General features: G+C 70.5%; 18 protein-coding genes, 1 tRNA gene and 1 pseudogene. 10 read left to right on the top strand and 10 right to left on the bottom strand.

Going from position 1 to position 17,953, the window contains the following annotated elements; genetic code table 11:
* The first annotated feature begins 74 nt into the window (after positions 1–74).
* Complete coding sequence (locus VKQ35_RS21125) at positions 75–443, top strand: YccF domain-containing protein (RefSeq protein WP_324364830.1); 369 nt, start codon at positions 75–77, stop codon at positions 441–443.
* On the opposite strand, the gene VKQ35_RS21120 is transcribed toward VKQ35_RS21125, so the two are convergent.
* Genes VKQ35_RS21120 through VKQ35_RS21110 form a run of 3 tightly spaced genes read right to left on the bottom strand, consistent with a single transcriptional unit; the run spans position 440 to position 6,286 of the window.
* Complete coding sequence (locus VKQ35_RS21120) at positions 440–3,589, bottom strand: CusA/CzcA family heavy metal efflux RND transporter (protein WP_324364828.1); 3,150 nt, start codon at positions 3,587–3,589, stop codon at positions 440–442. The two genes, VKQ35_RS21125 and VKQ35_RS21120, sit on opposite strands and share 4 nt — an antisense overlap.
* Positions 3,586–4,761, bottom strand: coding sequence for an efflux RND transporter periplasmic adaptor subunit (locus VKQ35_RS21115; RefSeq protein WP_324364826.1), 1,176 nt, complete (start codon positions 4,759–4,761; stop codon positions 3,586–3,588). Before VKQ35_RS21115 ends, VKQ35_RS21120 begins: the two co-directional genes overlap by 4 nt.
* The gene (locus VKQ35_RS21110) at positions 4,751–6,286 is read right to left on the bottom strand and encodes an efflux transporter outer membrane subunit (RefSeq protein WP_324364824.1); all 1,536 of its coding nucleotides are present in this window, start codon (positions 6,284–6,286) and stop codon (positions 4,751–4,753) included. Before VKQ35_RS21110 ends, VKQ35_RS21115 begins: the two co-directional genes overlap by 11 nt.
* Positions 6,287–6,738: 452 nt before the next feature.
* Here VKQ35_RS21110 and VKQ35_RS21105 point away from each other — a divergent pair, with 452 nt between their 5' ends.
* From VKQ35_RS21105 to VKQ35_RS21090, 4 genes are all read left to right on the top strand, one after another.
* Positions 6,739–7,350 (top strand): OmpA family protein, encoded by a 612-nt coding sequence (locus tag VKQ35_RS21105; protein WP_324364822.1) that lies wholly within the window; start codon positions 6,739–6,741, stop codon positions 7,348–7,350.
* A gap of 1 nt (position 7,351) precedes the next feature.
* Positions 7,352–8,044 (top strand): hypothetical protein, encoded by a 693-nt coding sequence (locus VKQ35_RS21100; protein ID WP_324364820.1) that lies wholly within the window; start codon positions 7,352–7,354, stop codon positions 8,042–8,044.
* A gap of 12 nt (positions 8,045–8,056) precedes the next feature.
* The gene (locus tag VKQ35_RS21095) at positions 8,057–9,463 is read left to right on the top strand and encodes an APC family permease (protein WP_324364818.1); all 1,407 of its coding nucleotides are present in this window, start codon (positions 8,057–8,059) and stop codon (positions 9,461–9,463) included.
* A 57-nt stretch (positions 9,464–9,520) separates the two neighbouring features.
* Positions 9,521–9,597, top strand: a tRNA-Met gene (locus tag VKQ35_RS21090).
* Between the two features lie 39 nt (positions 9,598–9,636).
* Here the strand turns inward: VKQ35_RS21090 and VKQ35_RS21085 are convergent.
* A complete protein-coding gene (locus tag VKQ35_RS21085; RefSeq protein ID WP_324364816.1) occupies positions 9,637–10,680 on the bottom strand; it encodes a DUF2125 domain-containing protein in 1,044 nt (347 codons plus the stop codon).
* Between the two features lie 24 nt (positions 10,681–10,704).
* Between VKQ35_RS21085 and VKQ35_RS21080 the strand changes: the two genes are divergently transcribed.
* Entirely contained in the window at positions 10,705–11,229 is a 525-nt protein-coding gene (locus VKQ35_RS21080) for a gamma-glutamylcyclotransferase (RefSeq protein ID WP_324364814.1), read from the top strand.
* Positions 11,230–11,232: 3 nt separating this feature from the next.
* Here the strand turns inward: VKQ35_RS21080 and VKQ35_RS21075 are convergent, their stop codons facing one another.
* The 4 genes from VKQ35_RS21075 to VKQ35_RS21060 are packed head-to-tail and all read right to left on the bottom strand — an operon-like array spanning position 11,233 to position 14,124.
* Entirely contained in the window at positions 11,233–11,940 is a 708-nt protein-coding gene (locus tag VKQ35_RS21075; RefSeq protein ID WP_324364812.1) for a lysophospholipid acyltransferase family protein, read from the bottom strand.
* A 2-nt stretch (positions 11,941–11,942) separates the two neighbouring features.
* Positions 11,943–12,566: a YdcF family protein gene (locus VKQ35_RS21070; protein ID WP_324364810.1), complete on the bottom strand. Its 624-nt coding sequence runs from the start codon at positions 12,564–12,566 to the stop codon at positions 11,943–11,945.
* On the bottom strand, positions 12,563–13,456 hold the full coding sequence (locus VKQ35_RS21065; protein WP_324364809.1) for a cell division protein FtsX: 894 nt from the start codon (positions 13,454–13,456) through the stop codon (positions 12,563–12,565). Before VKQ35_RS21065 ends, VKQ35_RS21070 begins: the two co-directional genes overlap by 4 nt.
* Positions 13,453–14,124 (bottom strand): cell division ATP-binding protein FtsE, encoded by a 672-nt coding sequence (locus tag VKQ35_RS21060; protein WP_414692373.1) that lies wholly within the window; start codon positions 14,122–14,124, stop codon positions 13,453–13,455. Before VKQ35_RS21060 ends, VKQ35_RS21065 begins: the two co-directional genes overlap by 4 nt.
* Positions 14,125–14,254: 130 nt before the next feature.
* Between VKQ35_RS21060 and VKQ35_RS22100 the strand changes: the two are divergent.
* The 4 genes and pseudogenes from VKQ35_RS22100 to VKQ35_RS21045 all read left to right on the top strand — a co-directional run.
* Positions 14,255–14,356, top strand: a pseudogene (locus tag VKQ35_RS22100) (MJ0042-type zinc finger domain-containing protein); the annotation flags it as partial.
* Between the two features lie 102 nt (positions 14,357–14,458).
* The gene (locus VKQ35_RS21055) at positions 14,459–15,031 is read left to right on the top strand and encodes a DUF3426 domain-containing protein (RefSeq protein ID WP_324364807.1); all 573 of its coding nucleotides are present in this window, start codon (positions 14,459–14,461) and stop codon (positions 15,029–15,031) included.
* On the top strand, positions 15,028–15,570 hold the full coding sequence (locus VKQ35_RS21050) for a phosphoribosyltransferase (RefSeq protein WP_324364805.1): 543 nt from the start codon (positions 15,028–15,030) through the stop codon (positions 15,568–15,570). Before VKQ35_RS21055 ends, VKQ35_RS21050 begins: the two co-directional genes overlap by 4 nt.
* Positions 15,571–15,662: 92 nt before the next feature.
* Positions 15,663–16,103, top strand: coding sequence for a hypothetical protein (locus VKQ35_RS21045; RefSeq protein WP_324364803.1), 441 nt, complete (start codon positions 15,663–15,665; stop codon positions 16,101–16,103).
* Positions 16,104–16,123: 20 nt separating this feature from the next.
* Here the strand turns inward: VKQ35_RS21045 and VKQ35_RS21040 are convergent, their stop codons facing one another.
* Positions 16,124–16,717 carry a hypothetical protein gene (locus VKQ35_RS21040; RefSeq protein ID WP_324364801.1) on the bottom strand — a complete coding sequence of 198 codons (594 nt, stop codon included), beginning with the start codon at positions 16,715–16,717 and terminating at the stop codon, positions 16,124–16,126.
* Positions 16,718–16,850: 133 nt separating this feature from the next.
* Positions 16,851–17,930 carry an NAD-dependent epimerase/dehydratase family protein gene (locus VKQ35_RS21035; protein ID WP_324364799.1) on the bottom strand — a complete coding sequence of 360 codons (1,080 nt, stop codon included), beginning with the start codon at positions 17,928–17,930 and terminating at the stop codon, positions 16,851–16,853.
* Positions 17,931–17,953 lie beyond the last annotated feature (23 nt).

Genomic DNA, 17,953 nt, shown 5'->3' with positions numbered 1-17,953 from the left:
GAACCACCGAGACGAAGCGGCGGGCCGGCGCCTATGCTGTCGGTCTGCCCGCCGGGGCGGTTGCGGAGAGCCCGATGCGCACGCTGATGAACGTCCTGTGGTTTATCTTCGGAGGCTGGATCTCGGGGTCTCTGTGGTTGCTGGCCGGTGTCGTGCTGGCGATCACCATCGTGGGCCTGCCCTGGACGCCGGCGGCGTTCCGGATGGCGGGGTTCAGCTACTTCCCGTTCGGCAAGATCGCCGTCGAGCGCGACTACGGCGAGGTGAGCCTGCTGCTCAACATCCTGTGGCTGATCTTCGCCGGCTGGTGGCTGGCGCTGCACCATATTGTGTTGGCCGTGGCGCTGGCGGTGACGATCATCGGCCTGCCGTTCGCCTGGCAGCACGTGAAGCTCGCCGGCCTGGCGCTCGCGCCGGTCGGCCGCGACGTGATCGAGGTCTAGACCTCGAGCCGGTCGTCGGGCCGCGCCACCATCGTGTAGAGCACCGGCATCAGGAAGACGCTGATCAGCAGCCGCGTGAACAGGCCCGAGACGATGACGAGCGCGAAGGGCCGCTGCGAGTCGGTGCCGACGCCGGTGGCGAGCGCCGCGGGCAATAGTCCCAGCGCCGCGACCAGCGCGGTCATCATGATCGGACGCAGCCTGAGGATCGCGCCCTCGCGGATCGCCTGATCCAGCGGCAGGCCGTGGCCGCGCAGCTCGTTGACGTAGGAGATGTAGACCACGGCGGTCTGCACCGAGACCCCGAACAGGGCCAGGAAGCCGATGCCGGACGACACCGAGAACGGCGTGCCGGTCAGCCACAGCGCCAGGATCCCGCCGACCGGCGCCGAGAGCGCGACGCCGACGAGGGTGATGAAGGGGAACTTGAAGTTGGCGTAGAGGGTGAACAGCAACAGGAAGATCAGGGCGAGCGTCAGCGGCAGGATGATCTTCAGCTGGTCGCGGGAGGCGGTGTACTCGGTGTAGTCGCCGCCCCAGTCCGCGCGGTAGCCCTGCGGCAGGGCGACCTTCCGGTTCACCTGCTGAATCGCGTCCTGCACGGCCCCGGCGAGGTCGCGGCCCTCCACCGAGAACTGCACGCCGATGTAGCGGGAATTGTTCTCGCGGTAGATGAAGGCCGCGCCGTTGGTGACGCCAATGGTGGCGAATTCCTTCAGCGGGATCTGCTGGCCGCCCGGGGTGGCGACGAGGAGGTTGCCGATCTTGTCCGGGTTGTCGCGGTACTGCTCTTCCAGGCGCACCACCAGGTCGAACTGCTTTTCCTGCTGCACGACCTGGGTCGCCACGTCGCCGCCGATCGCGGTGGTGATCAGCGCGTTGATGTCGGAGACGTTGAGGCCGTAGCGGGCGATCTTCTCGCGGTCGATCTTGATGGTCAGGCTGGGCTGGCCGAGCTCCTGGACGAGCGTCACGTCCTTGATGCCGCGCACCTGTTGCAGCACCTGCTTGATGGCCCGGCCCTTGGTCTCCAGGGTCTTCAGATCGGGGCCGAAGACCTTGACCGCCAGCGCGCTCTTCAGGCCGGTCTCGGCCTCGTCGACGGCGTCTTCAGCGGGCTGGGTGTAGTTGAAGGTGACGCCCGGAAAGGCTTCGAGCTTCTTGTTGATGGCCGCGATCAGCGCTGGCTTGGAGTGATAGCTCCCATGCCACTGCGAATAGGGCTTCAGGCCGACGTAGAACTCGACGTTGAAGAAGCCGGTGGGATCGGTGCCGTCGTCCGGCCGGCCGAGCTCGGAGGCGACGGTGGTCACCTCCGGGAAGGATTTCAGGATGTCGCGCACCTTGGGCGTCAGCTTGGCGCTTTCGTCGAAGGCGATGGTGTAGGGCATGGTGGCCCGCACCCACAGCGCGCCCTCGTCCAGCTGCGGCATGAACTCGCCGCCCACCGCCGGGATCAGCAGCAGGGCGGCGACGAGCGCGATCGTGGCCGCCGCGAGCGTGCCCCAGCGGTGCTGCAGGCAGAAGTCCAGGCCTTTGGCGTAGCGGTCCTTGATCCACTCGAAGCCTTGGTTGCGCCGCTCGCGCACGCCCGAGCGCATGAACCAGGCGCAGAGCACCGGCAGCAGGGTGAGCGTCGCGATCAGCGCCCCGATCAGGCCGAAGATCATGGTGTCGGCCATGGGCCTGAAGAGCGTGCCGGAGGGACCTGAGAGCACATAGATCGGCAGGAAGCTGACCACGATCACCGCCACCGCGTAGAACAGCGGCCGGTCGACCTCGGCGGCGGCGTCGCGGATGATCTCGCCGACCGTGGCGGGCGAACCTTTCCTGAGCGCGATCTGGCGGAAGATGTTCTCGACCATGACCACCGCGCCATCGACCAATATGCCGAAGTCGATGGCTCCGATGGAGAGCAGGTTGGCCGACGCGTTCTGGATGTTGAGACAGGTGAAGGCGAACAGCAGCGCCAGCGGAATGGTGGTCGCCACGATCAGGCCGGCGCGGAAGTCGTAGAGGAAGAAGATCAGCACCACGACCACCAGCAGCATGCCGCGCAGCAGGTTAGCCTGCACGGTCTCCTTGGTGAGCGAGATGAGGTCGGTGCGGTCGTAGAACGGCACGACCTTGACGTCCTTGGGCAGGACGTGGGCGTTCAGGTCGGCGGTCTTGGCCTCGACGCGCTTCAGGACGTCCTGGGTCTTCTCGCCGGTGCGCAGCAGGATCACGCCCTCGACCGCGTCGTCCTGCTTCTCGAAGCCGAATTCGCCAAGGCGCGGCGCGATGCCGATCACCGCGCGGCCGACGTCCTTCAGCAGCACCGGCACGCCGTCATGGACGGCCAGGACAACGTTGCCGATGTCCTCCAGCGTCTCCAGCCGGCCGACGCCGCGCACGTAGTAGAACTGGCCGCCTTGCGAATAGAAGCCGCCGCCGGCGTTGGCGTTGTTGTTGGAAAGCGCGGTCTCCACCTGGCTGACGTTCAGGCCGACGCCGGCCAGTTTGTCGGGATCGAACAGCACCTGGTACTGCATGGTCCCGCCGCCGAAGCCTGAGTCGTCGGCCACGCCGGGGACCGAGCGGAAGGCGGGCTCGATCACCCAGTCCTCGAAGGTCTTCAGCTCCATGGGCGAGCGGTCGGAGCTCTGCAGGACGTAGCGGTAGATCAGCCCCGACGGCGACGACAGCGGCGAGACCGAGGGCTTGACGCCATCGGGCAGGGTGAGGTCGCCCAGGCGGTTGAACACCTCCTGGCGGGCGCCGTCGCGGTTGGTCCCGTCGTGAAAGGTCAGTCTGACGTCGGAGAGACCGTAGAGCGAGATCGACCGGCTGATGGTGGTGTGCGGGACGCCGTTCATGCCCTGCTCGGTGGGCACGGTGATCAGGCGTTCCACCTCCTCGGCGGCATGGCCCGGCCATTGGGTGATCAGCTCGACCATCGGCGGCGAGAGGTCGGGATAGGCGTCGACCGGCAGGCGCTGCACCGACCAGATCCCGACCCCGATCAGGATCAGGGTGAAGAGAACGACCAGCAGCGGCTGGGCCAGCGCGGCGGCCACGACGCGGTCGATGACGCCCGGCTCGTGGGGCCCATGCGCGCTTTCCGGTGCGGCCTCGGGCGGCAGGGGCGGCGTGGCGTCGCTCACTGGCTTTGCATGAACTGGACGAAGACGCCGCCGTCGGCGACGACGCGGTCGCCGGCCTGCAGGCCCTGCGGGATGTCGTACTGGTCGCCGGCCCGGTAGCCGAGGGTCACGTGGCGCCGCGTGAAGGTCCCGCCGGCGCCGGCCACGTAGACGAAGGGCAGGTTCTCGTCGTCGCGCAGGATGGCCGAGACCGGGACCAGGAGGCCGGTGGAGTCCTGCCGCGAACGGATGTGCACGCGGACGTACATCTGTTTCTTCAGGAGGCCGCCGGGATTGGCCACCACGACGCGGGTCAGGACCGCGCGGGTGTCGGGATTGACCAGCGCCGAGACGTTATCGACGACACCGGTGATCGCCTGTTGGCCCCCATTCGCCTGGCCGACCCCGGTCTCGACCTCCACGGGATCGCCGGCGGCGATAGAGGCGAGCTCGGACGGCGGCACCTGAGCCATGACCCACATCTTCGAGAGGTTGGCGACGGTGAAGGCGGGCGTGGTCCCGGCCTGCAGCAGCTGCCCCGGGGTGATCAGCTTCTCCACGAGGGTGCCGGGGAGCGGCGAGCGAATGGCGCCCTCGACGTGGGTGATGGCCTGGCCCTGCTGGATCGCCTTGACCGCCTTGGGATCGATGTTGAGCGCCGTGACGGCGCGCAGCGCCGCGTCGCGGTCGGCCTCGGCGTTGGCGGCGTCGGTCTGGGCCTGGGCGTTTTCGCGGGCCGAGACGCCATTGTGCTGGGCCAGGTCCTTGTCGGCGTCGGCCACCTGGCGCGCCGTCTTGGCGGTGGCCAGCGCCTTGGCGTAGGCGCCGAGCGTGGCGGCGAAGTCCGGCGAGTCGACCATGGCCAGCGCCTGGCCCTGCGCCACCTTCTGGCCGGGCTCGACCAGCAGGCGGGTGACGGGCCCCGAGATCGGGGACAGCACGCTGGTCGCCTGGTCGTTGTCGAAGTCGACGACGCCGGCCGCCTCGACGGTCTTGTGGAAGCTGGTGGGCGCGACGGCGAACAGGCGCACGTGCTGCAGCTGGTCGGCGGTCAGCGTGATGTTGCTGGGCGTGGCCGCGGCGGCCTGCGCCTTGTCGTCCGGCTTGCCGGAACAGGCGGCGAGCGACAGCGCGCCGAGGGTGATCGCGGTGGCGGCCAGGAAGGCTCCCAGGCGGGGCAGGCTAGTTGGCATGGGCGTCCTTGGCGGAGGTCTTCTCGGCGAGTTCGGCCCGCTTCCACCAGCCGCCGCCGAGCGCCTGGTAGAGGGCGGCGGTGTCGGCGAAGCGCGCCGCCTGCGCCTGCACCAGCGCGATGCGCGCCTGCTGATAGCCCTGCTCGGCGCTGAGCAGGGTGAGGTAGGAGGCGTAGCCGGCCTGGTATTGGCGTTGCGAGAGGTCGAGCGTGCTCTTGGCGGCGTCAAAGGCGGCGGCGTTGGCCTTCAGCCCCGCCGCGTCCTGCTCGATCGCGGCGAGCGTGTCGGCGACGTTCTGGAAGGCGGTGAGCACGGTGGAGCGGTACTGCTCGCGCGCCTGGACGTAGGCCGCCTTCGCGCCGCGTTCCTGGTGCAGCAGCGTGCCGCCCTCGAAGATCGGGGCGGTGATCGCCGCGCCATAGGCCCAGAAGCCGGTTCCGGCGCCGAACACATGGCCGATCTCCAGCGCGGTCGAGCCGGCGTTGCCGGTGAGCTGGATGTTGGGCAGGCGGTTGGCGGCGGCGATGCCGACCGCGGCGTTGGCGGCATGCATGTTGGCCTGCGCCTGCAGCACGTCCGGGCGCTGCTCGACGAGCGTCGAGGGCAGGCTGACCGGCAGGTCGGCGGGCAGCGTCAGGCTCGTCAGGTCGAACTTCGGCGAGGGCGTCTGGCCGGGATAGCGGCCGGCGAGGACCGCGATCAGGTCGTGCTGCTGCGCCGACTGCTTCAGCAGCGGCGGCAGGGTGGCGGCGACCTGGGCGAGGGCGGCCTCCTGCGCGGCCAGATCGAGACCCGAGGCGTAGCCCTTCTGCTGCTGGTACTTCAGCGTCTCGACAACCTTCTCGTCGATGCCGATGAGCTGGCGGGTGGCGTCGATCTGGGCGTCGATCGAGGCGTCCTGGAACGCTGCGGCGGCGATGTTGGAGGTCAGCGTCAGGTGGGCGGCGGCCAGGGAATAACGGGCGGCGTCTTCCTGCGCCTTGGCGTTCTCCACCGTGCGCCGGGTCAGGCCGAAGACGTCGAGGTTGTAGGCGACGTTCACCTGCGGGGTGAAGAGATTGTACTCGAAGGCGTTGTTGCTGGGGGTGGGCGCGATGTCGCCCGACTGGCGCTGGCGGGTCGCGGCGAAGCCGGCGGAGACCTGCGGGAAGAAGGCGCCGCGCTGGGCGCGGGTGTTCTCCTGGGCGACGGTGAGCGCCGCTTGCGCGGCCTTCAGGTCATGGTTGTTGGCCAGCGCCTGGTCGATCAGGTCGGTGAGCGGCTTGGAATGGAAGAGCGTCCACCAGTCGCCGGAGATGTCCGCCCCGCTGACGAAGCTCTGGGCCGCGCCGCCGGGGACGCCGGGCGTGGCGTCGGTGGCCGCGAGCGGATGGTCCGTGTACCCGGCGACCGTCGGGGCGGCCGGCTTCTTGAAGTCGGGGCCCGCGGCGCAGGCGGCCAGCAACAGGGCCGCGCCGATCCCAAGGACGGGCGCCAGGCGGTTTCGGCAAAACGCCGGATATCCCTCGAAGACAGGGCTGCTCATCGTCCCGTTGACGCCTTGATCAATCCGTCCATGCGGCGTTCGGAAAATCCCCGCCGCGCTCGACGCCCCCAAAGGGAGCGTCCCCAGCCCATGTTATAATGTAGCGCCCTAAGGCGCAGGTGAATAGGGCGCGGATAGGACGCCTCTGTGTCGTTGGTGTCCGTACTGAAACCGTGGCGTCAGGTTCGCGCGGGCTTGCGTTGCGGAGGCCTGTCGTCGCCCCTCTGTATGCCCGGAAAAGGTGGCGCTATTCGGACGGGGGATCCTATTTCCAGGCACCCGCCGCTTCCTGTTTGGGCAGAGCCTGGCCGGTTGGGCGAGACACAAGCTTGGCCAAGGGCTTACGGCCAAGCTGCGCCCGAAAACCGCCCCTTTCGGACCTGACAGAATGTCGCAGCTGGGGAGCTTTTAGACGGCGGTTTGAGAGCCGCCGACATGGAGGGACTATCCCAATGATCCAGCGTGCGCCGAAGATTCTAGTCGCGGGGGCGATGGTGCTGGGCGTGGTCAGCCTGGGCGGCTGCGCCACCAAGAAGTTTGTCAACGAGCAGGTCGGGCAGGTCTCCACCCGGGTCGACGACGTGAACAACAAGGTCGCCGATGTGAACGCCAAGGTCGGCGAGCACGACACCCACCTGGCGACCCTCGACCAGAACACCAAGGACGCGCTGGAGCGGGCGACCGCGGCCGGCAAGCTGGCGGAAGGCAAGTTCCTCTATCAGGAGGTGCTGACCGACGATTCCATGAAGTTCGGGGTCGCCCAGGCCAAGCTGTCGCCCGAGGCCCAGGCCCGGCTCGACGCCTTCGTGGACAAGCTGAAGAGCGACAACCGCAACGTCTATGTGGAGATCCAGGGCCACACCGACGCCACCGGCTCCAAGGAGGTCAACTACAAGCTCGGCGAAGAGCGGGCCGAGGCCGTGCGGCGCTATCTGAACGAGCACGGCGTGGCGCTGAACCGCATCTCGACGATCTCCTATGGGGCGGACGATCCGGTGGCGCCGAACAACAAGCGCGACGGGCGCAAGCAGAACCGCCGCGTGGTGCTGATCGTCCTCACCTGACGTGACGCGCCGCGGGTCGCAGCGGCGGCGCACGGCGGCGGTCGGCGCGTTCAGCGTCGCGGCGCACGTCTGCGCGCTCGCCCTGCTGCTGACCCTGCAGGGGACGCCGCCGAAGGTGGAGGAGCCGGCGCCGATGGTGGTGCAGCTGGCCGAGGCGCCGCAGGCCGATCCGGTCGCCGCGCCGACGCCCGACCCGCCGCCGCCGGCCAAGCCGCCGCCGCCCCGCAGCATAGCGCGGCAAGTGCGCGCGCCGCCGCCGGACGCGCGGCCGCTGCCGTCCGGCAAACCCTCCCCGAGCGCCGACGGCGACGACGAGGCGAGCGACGCCCAGGTGGCCTCCGCGGCCACCGCCGGTTCCGGCGCCGGCGGGCGCTGCGACATGGTCCGCCAGCTGCAGGCGGCGTTGCGGCGCAATTCGCTGGTGCAGGCCGCCGTCGCTGAAGCCAGGAGCGAGAGCGGCCGGGCGATGTTCGTCTGGAACGGCGACTGGATCCGCAGTCACGGCCAGGACGGCGCGGGCCTGGCGGCGGTTCGCGAGGCGATCATGTGGGAGATCGCGTTCGCGCCGGAAGCCTGCCGCGCCCAGCCGGTGCACGGGCTGGTGCTGCTGTCGCTGAACGACGGGCCGGGCGGCGGGCGGCTGGTGATGGGCGAGGGCGATTGGCGCTGGTCGGACATGCTCAAGCGCCACTAACCTCGCCGCTGCATGAGCCGCGCCGCCGATTCCACCGCCTCCGCCGTGCGCCCGCTGGCCCGCGACATGGGCGTGATGGGCGCGCTGTTCCTGACGCTGTCGGCGGAGACGCCGGCCTCGTCGGTGTTCGTGATCCTGCCGGGTGTGATCCAGGCGGCGGGGTCGGGCGCGCTGATCTCCATGGCCGCGGCGGGGCTGGTGGCGCTGTGCATGGCCCTGACCTACGCCGAGCTGGGCTCGGCCTTCCCCTCGGCGGGCGGGGAGTACGCCATTGTGGGCAGCGTGCTGGGGCCGGCGGCGGGGTTCGCGGTCTTGGGGGTCAATCTTTTCAACATGATCCTGGCCGCCACGGTGCTGGCGCTGGGGGTGGCGGACTATCTGGCGGCGGTCTGGCCAGGGGTCTCGCCGCTGGGCGCGGCGTTGGCGGCGCTGGCCATCGGGACGGGCCTGGGCATCCTCAACATCCGCTCCAGCGCGGCGGTGACCGGGGCGTTCCTGGCCGTGGAGTTCGTGGCGCTGGGGCTGGTGACGGCTCTGGGCGCCGGCCACGCGGTTCGCCCGCTGAGCGCGCTGATCGGCCAGCCGCTGAAGCTGGCGGCGTCGGGGCATGGGCTGGAGGCGGTCGGGCTGGGCGGCCTCGCGACCGGGGTGGTGGTCGGGCTGTTCGCCTACGACGGCTATGGCAGCGCCATCTACCTGGCCGAGGAGGTGACCGACGTGCGGCGCAAGCTGGTGCGCGCGGTGCTCTGGGCGCTGGCGGTGACGGCGGTGACCGAGATGGCGGCGCTGTCGGCGGTGCTGGCGGGCGCGCGCGACCTGCAGGGCCTGCTGGCGGCGGGCGACGGGATGATCGCCGACTTCACCAGCCACGCCGGCGGCGCGGCGCTCGGGCGGGCGGTCAGCGCCGGCATCGCGCTCGCCATCCTGAACGCGGTGATCGCGCTGGTGCTGATGACCGGGCGGCAGTTCTACGCCACGGCGCGTGACGGGGTCTGGCCGGGTGCGGCGGGGCGGGCGCTGACGGCCGTGCATCCGGGGACCGGCGCGCCGTGGGTGGCGACGCTGGCGGCCGGCGCCCTGTCGGCGGTCTTCTGCCTCGTGCCGATGAAGCTGTTGCTGACGCTGTCGGGGTCGAGCGTGACGCTGGTCTATATCGCGCTGACGCTGGCCTGCCTGCTGCACGGCAAGCGGCGCGCCGCCGCGCCGGGCTGGAAGCTTCCGCTGTGGCCTGCTCCGCCGCTGCTGGCGATCGTGCTGCTGGTCGTCTTCGCCGCCGCCAGCCTGCAGGATGGGGCGCTCAGCTTCGAGGTCAGCGTCGCCTGCGCGGCCGCGGCGGCGGCCTACTACCAGTGGGTCCTGAAGCCGCGCGGCGGCTGGCGTTTGGCGGGGCCGTCGGTGGAGACGGTGTCAGCCGCTTGAAGCTTGGGGGGTGAGACCCTATAACCCGCGCCTCGCGCTCGGGGACCCGGTTCGTGCGGCTGGGTAGCTCAGTTGGTTAGAGCGGTGGATTCATAACCCACAGGTCGGCGGTTCAAGCCCGCCCCCAGCTACCACCGGGTCCCCAGCGCGATTTTCCCAGCATCGAGGCGATCCTAGCGCGGGTCGTAGACCTTGGGCGCGGCGCCCAGCGCCACGGGCCCCAGCGTGGTGCGTCCGGCCTGGAAGTCGATGGCGGCCTGGGCGGCGTCGCCCGCGCCCTGCCGCGCCTGGACGACGACGGCGGCGGACTGGGCGGCGCCGGCGTCGATGACGCCCTTGTCGGCCAGCGCGGTCAGGCCGCGGGGCGCCTGGCGAAGGGTCACCTGCAGGACGCCGGCGAGCCGGCCGTCGGAGCCGGCGCTTAGCGTGCCCGAGGTCACGCCGAGGTTGGCGTCGCCGGCGGTGATCCCGGCGTTGCGCACGGTCATCCGTCCGCCGCCGGCCGTCCAGCGGCGCACCGCCTGGGCCCAGCTGGGACCGCCGAACGCGCTCATCTTCGAGAGGGTGGAATTCCAGACCATGGCGATGGGCTTGCCGCCGGCCACCTCCGCCAGGACGCCGGAGGGGCCCGCCTTGCCGCCCTCGAGGCTCGCGAAGACGCCGCCCTCGTCGTCGGGGCCGGCGCGCAGGTGGAACTCGACGCGATCGGCGCTGGCGAGGCCGAAGGGCTGGGCGCCGGCCGCCGGCGCGAAGGCCAGCTTGACGCCCTCGAAGGAGAAGCTCGGCGGGCGCTGCTGCAGGTGGGTGAGGCTGGCGCGGATCAGGTCGCCCTTGACCGCCACCGGGCCGCCGAGCGGCCGCACGAAGGTGATCCCGGCCGGCGCGGCGACCAGCCAGTGGGTGATGCTGAAGAGGTAGGCCTCGCCCTCGAGCCGGGGCGCCTCCAGCCCCCAGCCGCCGGGGGCGCGGGTGGTGACGTCGGTGAGCGTCACGTCCATGCGGAACGGGTAGCCGCCGATGGCGCGGTCCTTCCAGGCGAGCTGGTAGCCAGCCTGTTTCCAGCCCTCGACGGCGGCGTCCATGCGCTTGGCGGTCTGCGCTTCCGCCCAGAACCAGGCGACGCTCCAGCCTACGACCAGAACGCCAAGCGCCGCGAACGGCAGGATCAGGCCGAGACGGCGGTATTTGCGGGGCGTGACGGGATCGGGCAGAGACATGAGGGCTTCTTACAGCGGGGCGCGATGGCGGACGAGCATTGGGTGTTCGGGTACGGGTCCCTGATGTGGCGCCCGGGCTTCGCCTTCGCCGAGCGGGTTCCCGCGACGCTCGCCGGCCGCCGGCGGGCCTTCTGCATCTATTCGGTGCATCACCGGGGCACTTACGAGCGGCCCGGCCTGGTGCTGGGGCTGGCGCCCGGCGGCTCGGTGCGCGGCATGGCCTACCGGATCGCCGACGCCGACTGGGCGGGCGTCTATGCCTATCTGCTGGAGCGAGAGCAGCCGACCGAGACCTACATCGAGGGGCGCCGCTTTGTGCGGCTGGCCGATGGGCGGCGCGTCGAGGCGGTGGTGTTCCTGTCGGACGTGCATCATCCACAGTGGGCCGGCGCGCTCAGCCTCGAGCGGCAGGCGGAGCTGATCCGCGGGGCTGTGGGCCTCTCCGGGCGGAACGAGGACTATCTGCGCGACCTGGTGGACCACCTGCGCCAGGAGGGCATCCGCGACCGATCGATGGAGGCGTTGCTGGGGTTGGTGGAGGAGGGATGAGGATCAGAGCGGCAGGAGCGCCATGGACGCGGTCTCGATGCGGTCCTGCAGGATGCGCATGAACTCGGCGCGCTTGAGGCCCGGCGGGATCGGCTCCAGGTACTCGTAGACGATGACACCCGGCCGCCTGAGGATTCCGTGGGCGGGCCAGTGGACGCCGGCGTTGGTGGCGATGGGATGCACCGCCACGTCGAGCTCGCGGTAGAGGGCGGCGATGCCGGGCTTGTAGTCGCCGGCGACTCCCGGCTCGCCCCGGTGGCCTTCCGGGAAGATCACCAGCTGGCGCTCGTCGGCGAAGCGGTCCTTGGCGTCGGCGACCATCTTGCGCAACGCCGCCGCCTGGCCCGACCGGTCGACCGAGATCATCCGGGCCTTGTAGGCGTACCAGCCGAAGAACGGGATCCACATCAGCTCCTGCTTGGTGACGAAGCAGCTGTCGGGCAGGACGGAGAACTGGGCGAAGACGTCGAACATGCACTGGTGCTTGGGCGCGATGAGCGCATGTTTCGCCGGCATGTATTGCTGGCCGCGGAACTCCACGCGGATGCCGCAGATCACCCGCAGCAGCCACATCACCACCCGCGACCAGGGTCGCCAGGACCTTACGATCCAGATTCTGGGCGCCAGCACGAGCGGCAGGATCAACAGCACCCAGAACACCGACCAGACGTAGAAGGCCACGGTGAACAGCAGGGATCGGACGAGGAGCAATTTCAGCCCTTATTCGCCGCCGCGGGCGTCGTGCGCGGGCCAAGCCCCAGCACCGCCTCGCGGCCGAGGATCGCCAGATACTTGGAATACTCCACCACCATCAAGCGCGCGGCGCCCGGCGAGCGCCACCAGTGGCGGGTTTTCAGCCCCTGGGTCGGCACGGCGTAGATCTGCAGTGTCACCGTCGGCGGGCGCAGCACGGCGCGCAGCTCCAGCATGGCGCGGGGCATGTGGTAGTCGCTGGTGACCACGGTCAGGCTAGAGAACCGCATGGCCTTGGCCCACTCGGCGGTCTCGCGCGCATTGCCGACCGTGTCGGCGGCGGTGAAGCCCAGGTCCACGCAGCAGTCATAGAGGCGGCGCACCGAGCCCGAGGCGACGCGCAGCTGCTCGCGGCTGACCTCGCGGTTGACGCCGCTGACCAGGACGCGGCGGCCCTTGTGGTCGGCCAGCAGCTGGACGGCGGCGGCGATGCGCTCGTTGGAGTTGGCGCCGGTCAGCGCCACGATGCCGTCGGCCGCGGCAGGCTCTGGGCTCGGCGTCGAGCGCTGCACGCGCCCGGCGAAGGCGAACAGGCCCGCGACCCAGATCAGGCCGATCACCAAGAGGGCCGCCAGGGTCCTCATTGCATGTCCCGGATCAGCGCCATGGCGGTGACCTGGGCGGCGACGGCGGCGACCAGGGCGGCCAGCAGCGGGCAGGGGAGCACGGCGGCCAGGTCGCTCCAGGCCAGCGGCAGGGCGGGCGTCAGCCCCTCGCCGCCGCCGGCGATGCGCAGGCCCGCGCCCAACGCCGCGGCCGCGCCGGCGCCGATCAGCCCGGCGAGGCCCGCGATCCGGGCGAAGCGGGTGAGGAACAGGCGGGCGATGAAGCCGTCCTCTGCGCCGGCCAGATGCAGCACCTCGACCACGTCGCGCCGCGCCGCCAGCCCCGCGCGGGTGGCGAAGGCGACGACGGCGGCGGCCGCCGCGGCGATCAGCAGGAAGACCATGACGCCCAGCCAGCGCACCAGGCCGCCGGCCCGCTGGATGTCCTTGATCCAGACGGAGTGGTCATCGACCGTCGCGTCGACGTTCTGGCTCTGCAGGGCGGCGTTGAGCTGTTTGGCGTTGGCCGGGTGGCGGCCATCGAGGGTGACGGCGACGAGCCTGGGCACCGGCAGGTCCTCCAGGTCGCTGACGTCGCCGAGCCAGGGGCGGATCAGGTCGTAGGCCTTGGCGGGCTCCAAGGCGCGGGCCTCGGTGACGCCGGGGGTTCCGGCCAGGGCCTCGGCGGCGCGGGCGGCGGCGGCGTCGGGGGTCTCGCCGCCCTTGGGCCGCACGATGACGGTGGCCTCGCCGTTCAGCTGGCCGGTCCAGCCGGCGGCGGCGCGGTTGGCGGCGAGCACGCCCATGGCGGTCAGGCAGGCCAGGAAGCAGAGCACGGCGACCACGAAGATCAGCGACCCGTCGCGGGTCTCCTTCTCCGGCAGGAAGGGGGCCGGGCGCCAGCGGGCGGGATCGAACATCTCGCTCATGCGGGCACAGCGCCCGAGGGCCGGGGATCGGGCGCCGAGCGTGCGGTGATGCGGCCGTTTTCCAGCAGCAGCACCGGCCGGCCGGAGCGGGCGATCAGGTCCTGATCATGGGTGGCGATCAGCACGGTCGTGCCCAGCCGGTTCAGCTCCACGAACAGGCGGAAGATGCGCACGGCCATCTCGTGGTCGACGTTGCCGGTGGGCTCGTCGGCGAGAAGGATGTCGGGGCGGTTGACCACGGCGCGGGCGATGGCGAGGCGCTGGCGCTCGCCGCCGGCGAGGGTCGCGGGCATGGCGTGCATGCGTTGGCCAAGGCCGACCCAGGTGAGCAGCTCGGCCACGTCATTGCGGTAGTCGGCGGGCTTGCGCCCGGCGATGCGCAGGGGCAGGGCGGCGTTGTCGAATGTCGAGAGATGATCGAGCAGGGTCAGATCCTGGAACACCACGCCGATGCGGCGGCGCAGGCCCGGCTTGGCGCTGGCGGGCGCCTGAGTGGTGTCCTGGCCGAACAGATGCACCGCCCCCTTCGATGGCCGGGCGGCGAGGTAGATCAGCTTGAGCAGCGAACTCTTGCCCGCCCCCGAAGGGCCGGTGACGAAGTGGAACGATCCCGGCGCGAGGCCGAAGTTGAGGTTGGTCAGGACATCGGGGCCGCGGCCGTAGCGCATGGAAACGCCGTCGAACCGGACGACATCTTCGGCGGTGCGGCCTGCCGCAGCGGCAACGGGGTTTCTGGACATGGAGACCGAAATCGGCGACCTCGGATAGGAGGCTTCGGGAGCGTCCGATTCGACTGTCATGATACTGACCTGTCCAGAGTGCGCCACCAGCTATTTCGTGGACGACTCACGGATCGCCGCCGGTGGGCGGACCGTGAAGTGCTCCAACTGCGGAGCGCGCTGGACCGCGCGCCCGGAAAGGGCCGAAGAGCCCGCGCCGCCACCGCCCAAACCGGCGCCCGCTCCCATCCCTTCGCCCCCGCCGCCGGCCATTGACGAGATCGTGTTCGAGCCGCCGCCGGCGCCCGTTTCGCGCAAGCCGGAGCGCAAGGCCGCCGCGGCCCGCGAGGCCAACGGCAAGGTGCTGGTCTGGGGCGGCAGCGCGGTGGTGATCGTCGCCCTGATCGCCGGCCTGATCGTGTTCCGCGCCCAGGTAGTCAATCTGCTGCCGGCCAGCCAGAAGGCCTATGCGGGCCTGGGTCTGCCGGTCTCTTCCCTGACGATCGAAAAGGTGCATGCCGAGCCCGCCTTCCAGGGCGGACGCCCGGTGCTGTCGGTGACCGGCCAGCTGCACAACCTGCGCGATGACGCCGCCGAGGCGCCGGCGCTCAGGGTCAGCCTGCTCGACCGGTTCGGCAAGCCGGTGGCCACCAAGGTCGCCCGGCCGATCGACGCCGCGGTGCCGGCGCATGCGACACGCTACTTCGCCATCACCCTGGTCGATCCTCCGGCGGCGATCCACGACCTGCAGGTGACCTTCGAACCCGCGGCCAAGCCCTCAGCCGCCGGCAAGACCGCCGCGGCGCCGCCCCCCATTGCCCCAGATGGGGCCAAACCCGCGCCCGCCGCCAAATGACCATTCCGACGCCGACCGTCCTGTTGTCCGAAGCCGAGGTGGCCGAGTGCGTCGCGGCGCTGGCGGCCAGGATGGCGCCGCATGTGGACGACGAGACCGTGGCCGTCTGCCTGCTGACGGGCGGCCTGTGGTTCTGCGCGGACCTGATGCGGGCGCTGTCGCGGCTCGGCCGCAACCTGGCGTTCGACGCGCTCTGGCTGGCCTCCTATGGCGACGCGCGGGCGAGCCTGGGGCGCTGCGAGGTCCGCGCCGACCTGCAGCGGCCGCTGGCCGGGCGCCGCGCGCTGGTGGTGGACGACGTCTTCGACACCGGGCTCTCGCTCTCCGAGGCCGCCCGGCTGGTGAAGGACGCCGGGGCCGGCGAGGTCAGGACCTGCGTCTTCGCGAGCAAACCCCCTCCTACTTTATGGGGGCCCAAACCCCGGGCCATCGAGCCGGATTTCGTCGCCTGGGAGGCGCCTGCCCGATTTTTGGTCGGTTACGGCATGGACGCGGCTGGCGCCTATCGCGGACTGCCCTATATCGGCGCGCTCGACTAGAGAGACGCCACGCCGGCGCCGCATCTGGGCGCTACCCTGGGCGTTCCTGCCCTAAGACCCATCCGACGACAGACCTACGGAGCCCGAACTTGATGAAACGCGCGGCCGCGGTTGCGGCCCTCCTGATCCTTGGCGGCGCCCTGAGCGCGGGCCTTAGCGCCTGCAGCCCGTCCGGCTCGTCGGTCACCTCCGTCGCGAAGGGCGATGAGGGCAAGTTCACCGGTCTCGACGACGAGATCCTGAAGTGGCGCAAGGAGATCATCGCCACCGACGCTCTGTGCCAGAGCAAGGCCTCGGACCAGAAGTGCGAGAGCTTCGAGGTCGCCTGCAAGGCCGAGCGGACCGTGACGCCGGACGAGCAGGCCAAGGGCGTGGTGGGCCACGTGGTGGCCATGGTCGCCTACAACGGCTTCGACCCGAAGTTCCAGCACGCCCAGTCCGGCACCCAGGTCGCCGAGTTCACCAAGACGAAGGACGGCTGGGCGCGCACCAAGCACGCCCCCGTCTACATGCAGAACTGCGGCGACATGTAGGGGCGCCGTCGGCCACGCGTTCAGGGCGCGTGGCGAGGCGCGCAGTCGAGCTTGCGGCGCTGGCTGAGCTCGCGGGCGGTCTGCTCGTCTTCGGTGAGCGCTTCGCAGACCGTGGTCACCGGCGCGGCGTCGGAGGTCTTGAAGCGGAATTCGTACTCGCTCGGCCGCGCGCCGGCGAGGCTGAGGAAGGTCGAGCTGTCGTCGTCATCTCCCCTGCGGATGAGGGCGCCGTAGTGCCGCCCCGGCTCGACGACACAGGCGGTCCGCACCGTCATGCGGTCCAGGCTCAACAGCAGGTCATGCTTGAACCCGGGGCAGGGATCGCTGAGCGGTGGGTCGTCCTTGAACATGCCGGCGCAGGCCATCGGCTGATCGAAGGTCACGCGGATGACCAGGATGCCGGGACGGACGACCGCGTCCTTGGCGGGGAAGGTCGAGACGACCCTGGGGCTGTGGGCCCAGTGGTCGGAGAGCGTGGGCTTGAGGCACTTCTTCGGCGCCGTGACGGTGAGCTCATCGACGGTCTTGGACGCCGTGACGGTCAATTCCGAGACGGTGCTCGCGCTGTCGGGCGCCGGCGCGGCGCGGGTGAGGCCGGGCGCGAGGAGCGCCACGCAGGCCGCCGACGCTGCGAAGGTCCGTCCCCTGGCTGTCCTGTGAACCGGCGCCATCCCTAGCCGCCCATCCTGATCATAACGAATCCATAAGCCAGCGTGGCCGTCGCGCAAAGCCATGAACCCTGCCCGGTCACACGGCGGCGGCCCGCACCTTCGGCCGCACCTTGGCGATGGAGAGCAGGGATTCGACGCAGTCGCGGATCGAGTCGTCGAGGGGGCGGAAGGTGACGTCGGTCACGGCGCGGATGCGGTCGTTGCGAAGGTCGCCGAGCGCCCAGATGGCCCGGAACTCCGCCTCGCGGGCCTGGATGCGCTCGGGAAAGGGGTCGGTGACCGGCGGGGTGTCGTGGTTCAGCTCAGGCAGCAGGCGGCCGATGTCGGCGCAGATGTCCTCGACGTTGCGGGTGTCGGTGGACCAGGCGATGTAGCGCTCGCCGTTCCACACCTCGGCGCTTTCGAGGAGGCCGATGTGGCAGGCGGCGTCGTCGCGCACGTCGACGGTCATCCAGGGGCGGTAGACGTCGGTCTGGCGGCAGTGGCCCTCGAGCATCTGCTCGATCAGGTGCTGCCAGGGGCCCATGTCCTTCTGGTGCGCCGACTGGATGGGGCCGACATTGTCGCCGGGGCAGCAGGTGATGGCGTCCCAGCGTCCGGAGGCCTCGGCGGCTTCCGCGAAGGCGCGCTCGGCGATCAGCTTGCCCATGGAATAGCCCTGGCCGCGCTCCGGCGTGCGCTTGGGGTTGGTCTCGTCGGGGAAGCGGTCCTCGTAGAACACCGGCCGGCGCACGATCTCCTGCAGGTCCATCTCGGAGATCACCGCGGCGATCGAGGAGGTGACCACCACGCGGGTGACGCTGCCCGAGCCGTTGATGGAGGCGATGATGTGGTCGCAGGTGCGGCGCACATAGTCGGGGTCGTTGTAGGCCGAGACGTGGCTGATGTGGGCGACGCCGTTGGCGCCCTTGAACGCCTCGTCGAAGCAGCCGGGGTTGTCGAGGTCGGCGCTGTGCAGGGTGAGGCGGCCCGAAGCGTAGCCGGGCATGGCCTTGAGGAACCCGACCCGGCTGTCATCGCTCGCGTCGCGCACGCAGGCGCGGACCCGGTAGCCCTTGTCGAGCAGCAGGCGCACGACCCAGCCGCCGAGGAAGCCCGCCGCGCCGGTGACGGCCACGATGCCGCCCATTGGGCCGCGCTTGGGAATGGGAGACATCGGGGCGTTCCTCCGGTCGGTTT

The organism is Phenylobacterium sp., assembly GCF_035309685.1.
In the GTDB taxonomy this organism is placed as follows: Bacteria; Pseudomonadota; Alphaproteobacteria; order Caulobacterales; family Caulobacteraceae; genus Phenylobacterium.
Note: the sequence above shows the minus strand (reverse complement) of the source record. Positions and strands in the feature narration are given on the sequence as shown.

Excerpts from the sequence above, each read along its gene's own strand:
- VKQ35_RS21125 (WP_324364830.1), top strand. The coding sequence starts at position 75 with ATGCGCACGCTGATGAACGTCCTGTGGTTTATCTTCGGAGGCTGGATC.
- VKQ35_RS21115 (WP_324364826.1), bottom strand. The coding sequence starts at position 4,761 with ATGCCAACTAGCCTGCCCCGCCTGGGAGCCTTCCTGGCCGCCACCGCG.
- VKQ35_RS21110 (WP_324364824.1), bottom strand. The coding sequence starts at position 6,286 with ATGAGCAGCCCTGTCTTCGAGGGATATCCGGCGTTTTGCCGAAACCGC.
- VKQ35_RS21105 (WP_324364822.1), top strand. The coding sequence starts at position 6,739 with ATGATCCAGCGTGCGCCGAAGATTCTAGTCGCGGGGGCGATGGTGCTG.
- VKQ35_RS21095 (WP_324364818.1), top strand. The coding sequence starts at position 8,057 with ATGAGCCGCGCCGCCGATTCCACCGCCTCCGCCGTGCGCCCGCTGGCC.
- VKQ35_RS21085 (WP_324364816.1), bottom strand. The coding sequence starts at position 10,680 with ATGTCTCTGCCCGATCCCGTCACGCCCCGCAAATACCGCCGTCTCGGC.
- VKQ35_RS21080 (WP_324364814.1), top strand. The coding sequence starts at position 10,705 with ATGGCGGACGAGCATTGGGTGTTCGGGTACGGGTCCCTGATGTGGCGC.
- VKQ35_RS21070 (WP_324364810.1), bottom strand. The coding sequence starts at position 12,566 with ATGAGGACCCTGGCGGCCCTCTTGGTGATCGGCCTGATCTGGGTCGCG.
- VKQ35_RS21065 (WP_324364809.1), bottom strand. The coding sequence starts at position 13,456 with ATGAGCGAGATGTTCGATCCCGCCCGCTGGCGCCCGGCCCCCTTCCTG.
- VKQ35_RS21060 (WP_414692373.1), bottom strand. The coding sequence starts at position 14,124 with ATGCGCTACGGCCGCGGCCCCGATGTCCTGACCAACCTCAACTTCGGC.
- VKQ35_RS21050 (WP_324364805.1), top strand. The coding sequence starts at position 15,028 with ATGACCATTCCGACGCCGACCGTCCTGTTGTCCGAAGCCGAGGTGGCC.
- VKQ35_RS21045 (WP_324364803.1), top strand. The coding sequence starts at position 15,663 with ATGAAACGCGCGGCCGCGGTTGCGGCCCTCCTGATCCTTGGCGGCGCC.
- VKQ35_RS21035 (WP_324364799.1), bottom strand. The coding sequence starts at position 17,930 with ATGTCTCCCATTCCCAAGCGCGGCCCAATGGGCGGCATCGTGGCCGTC.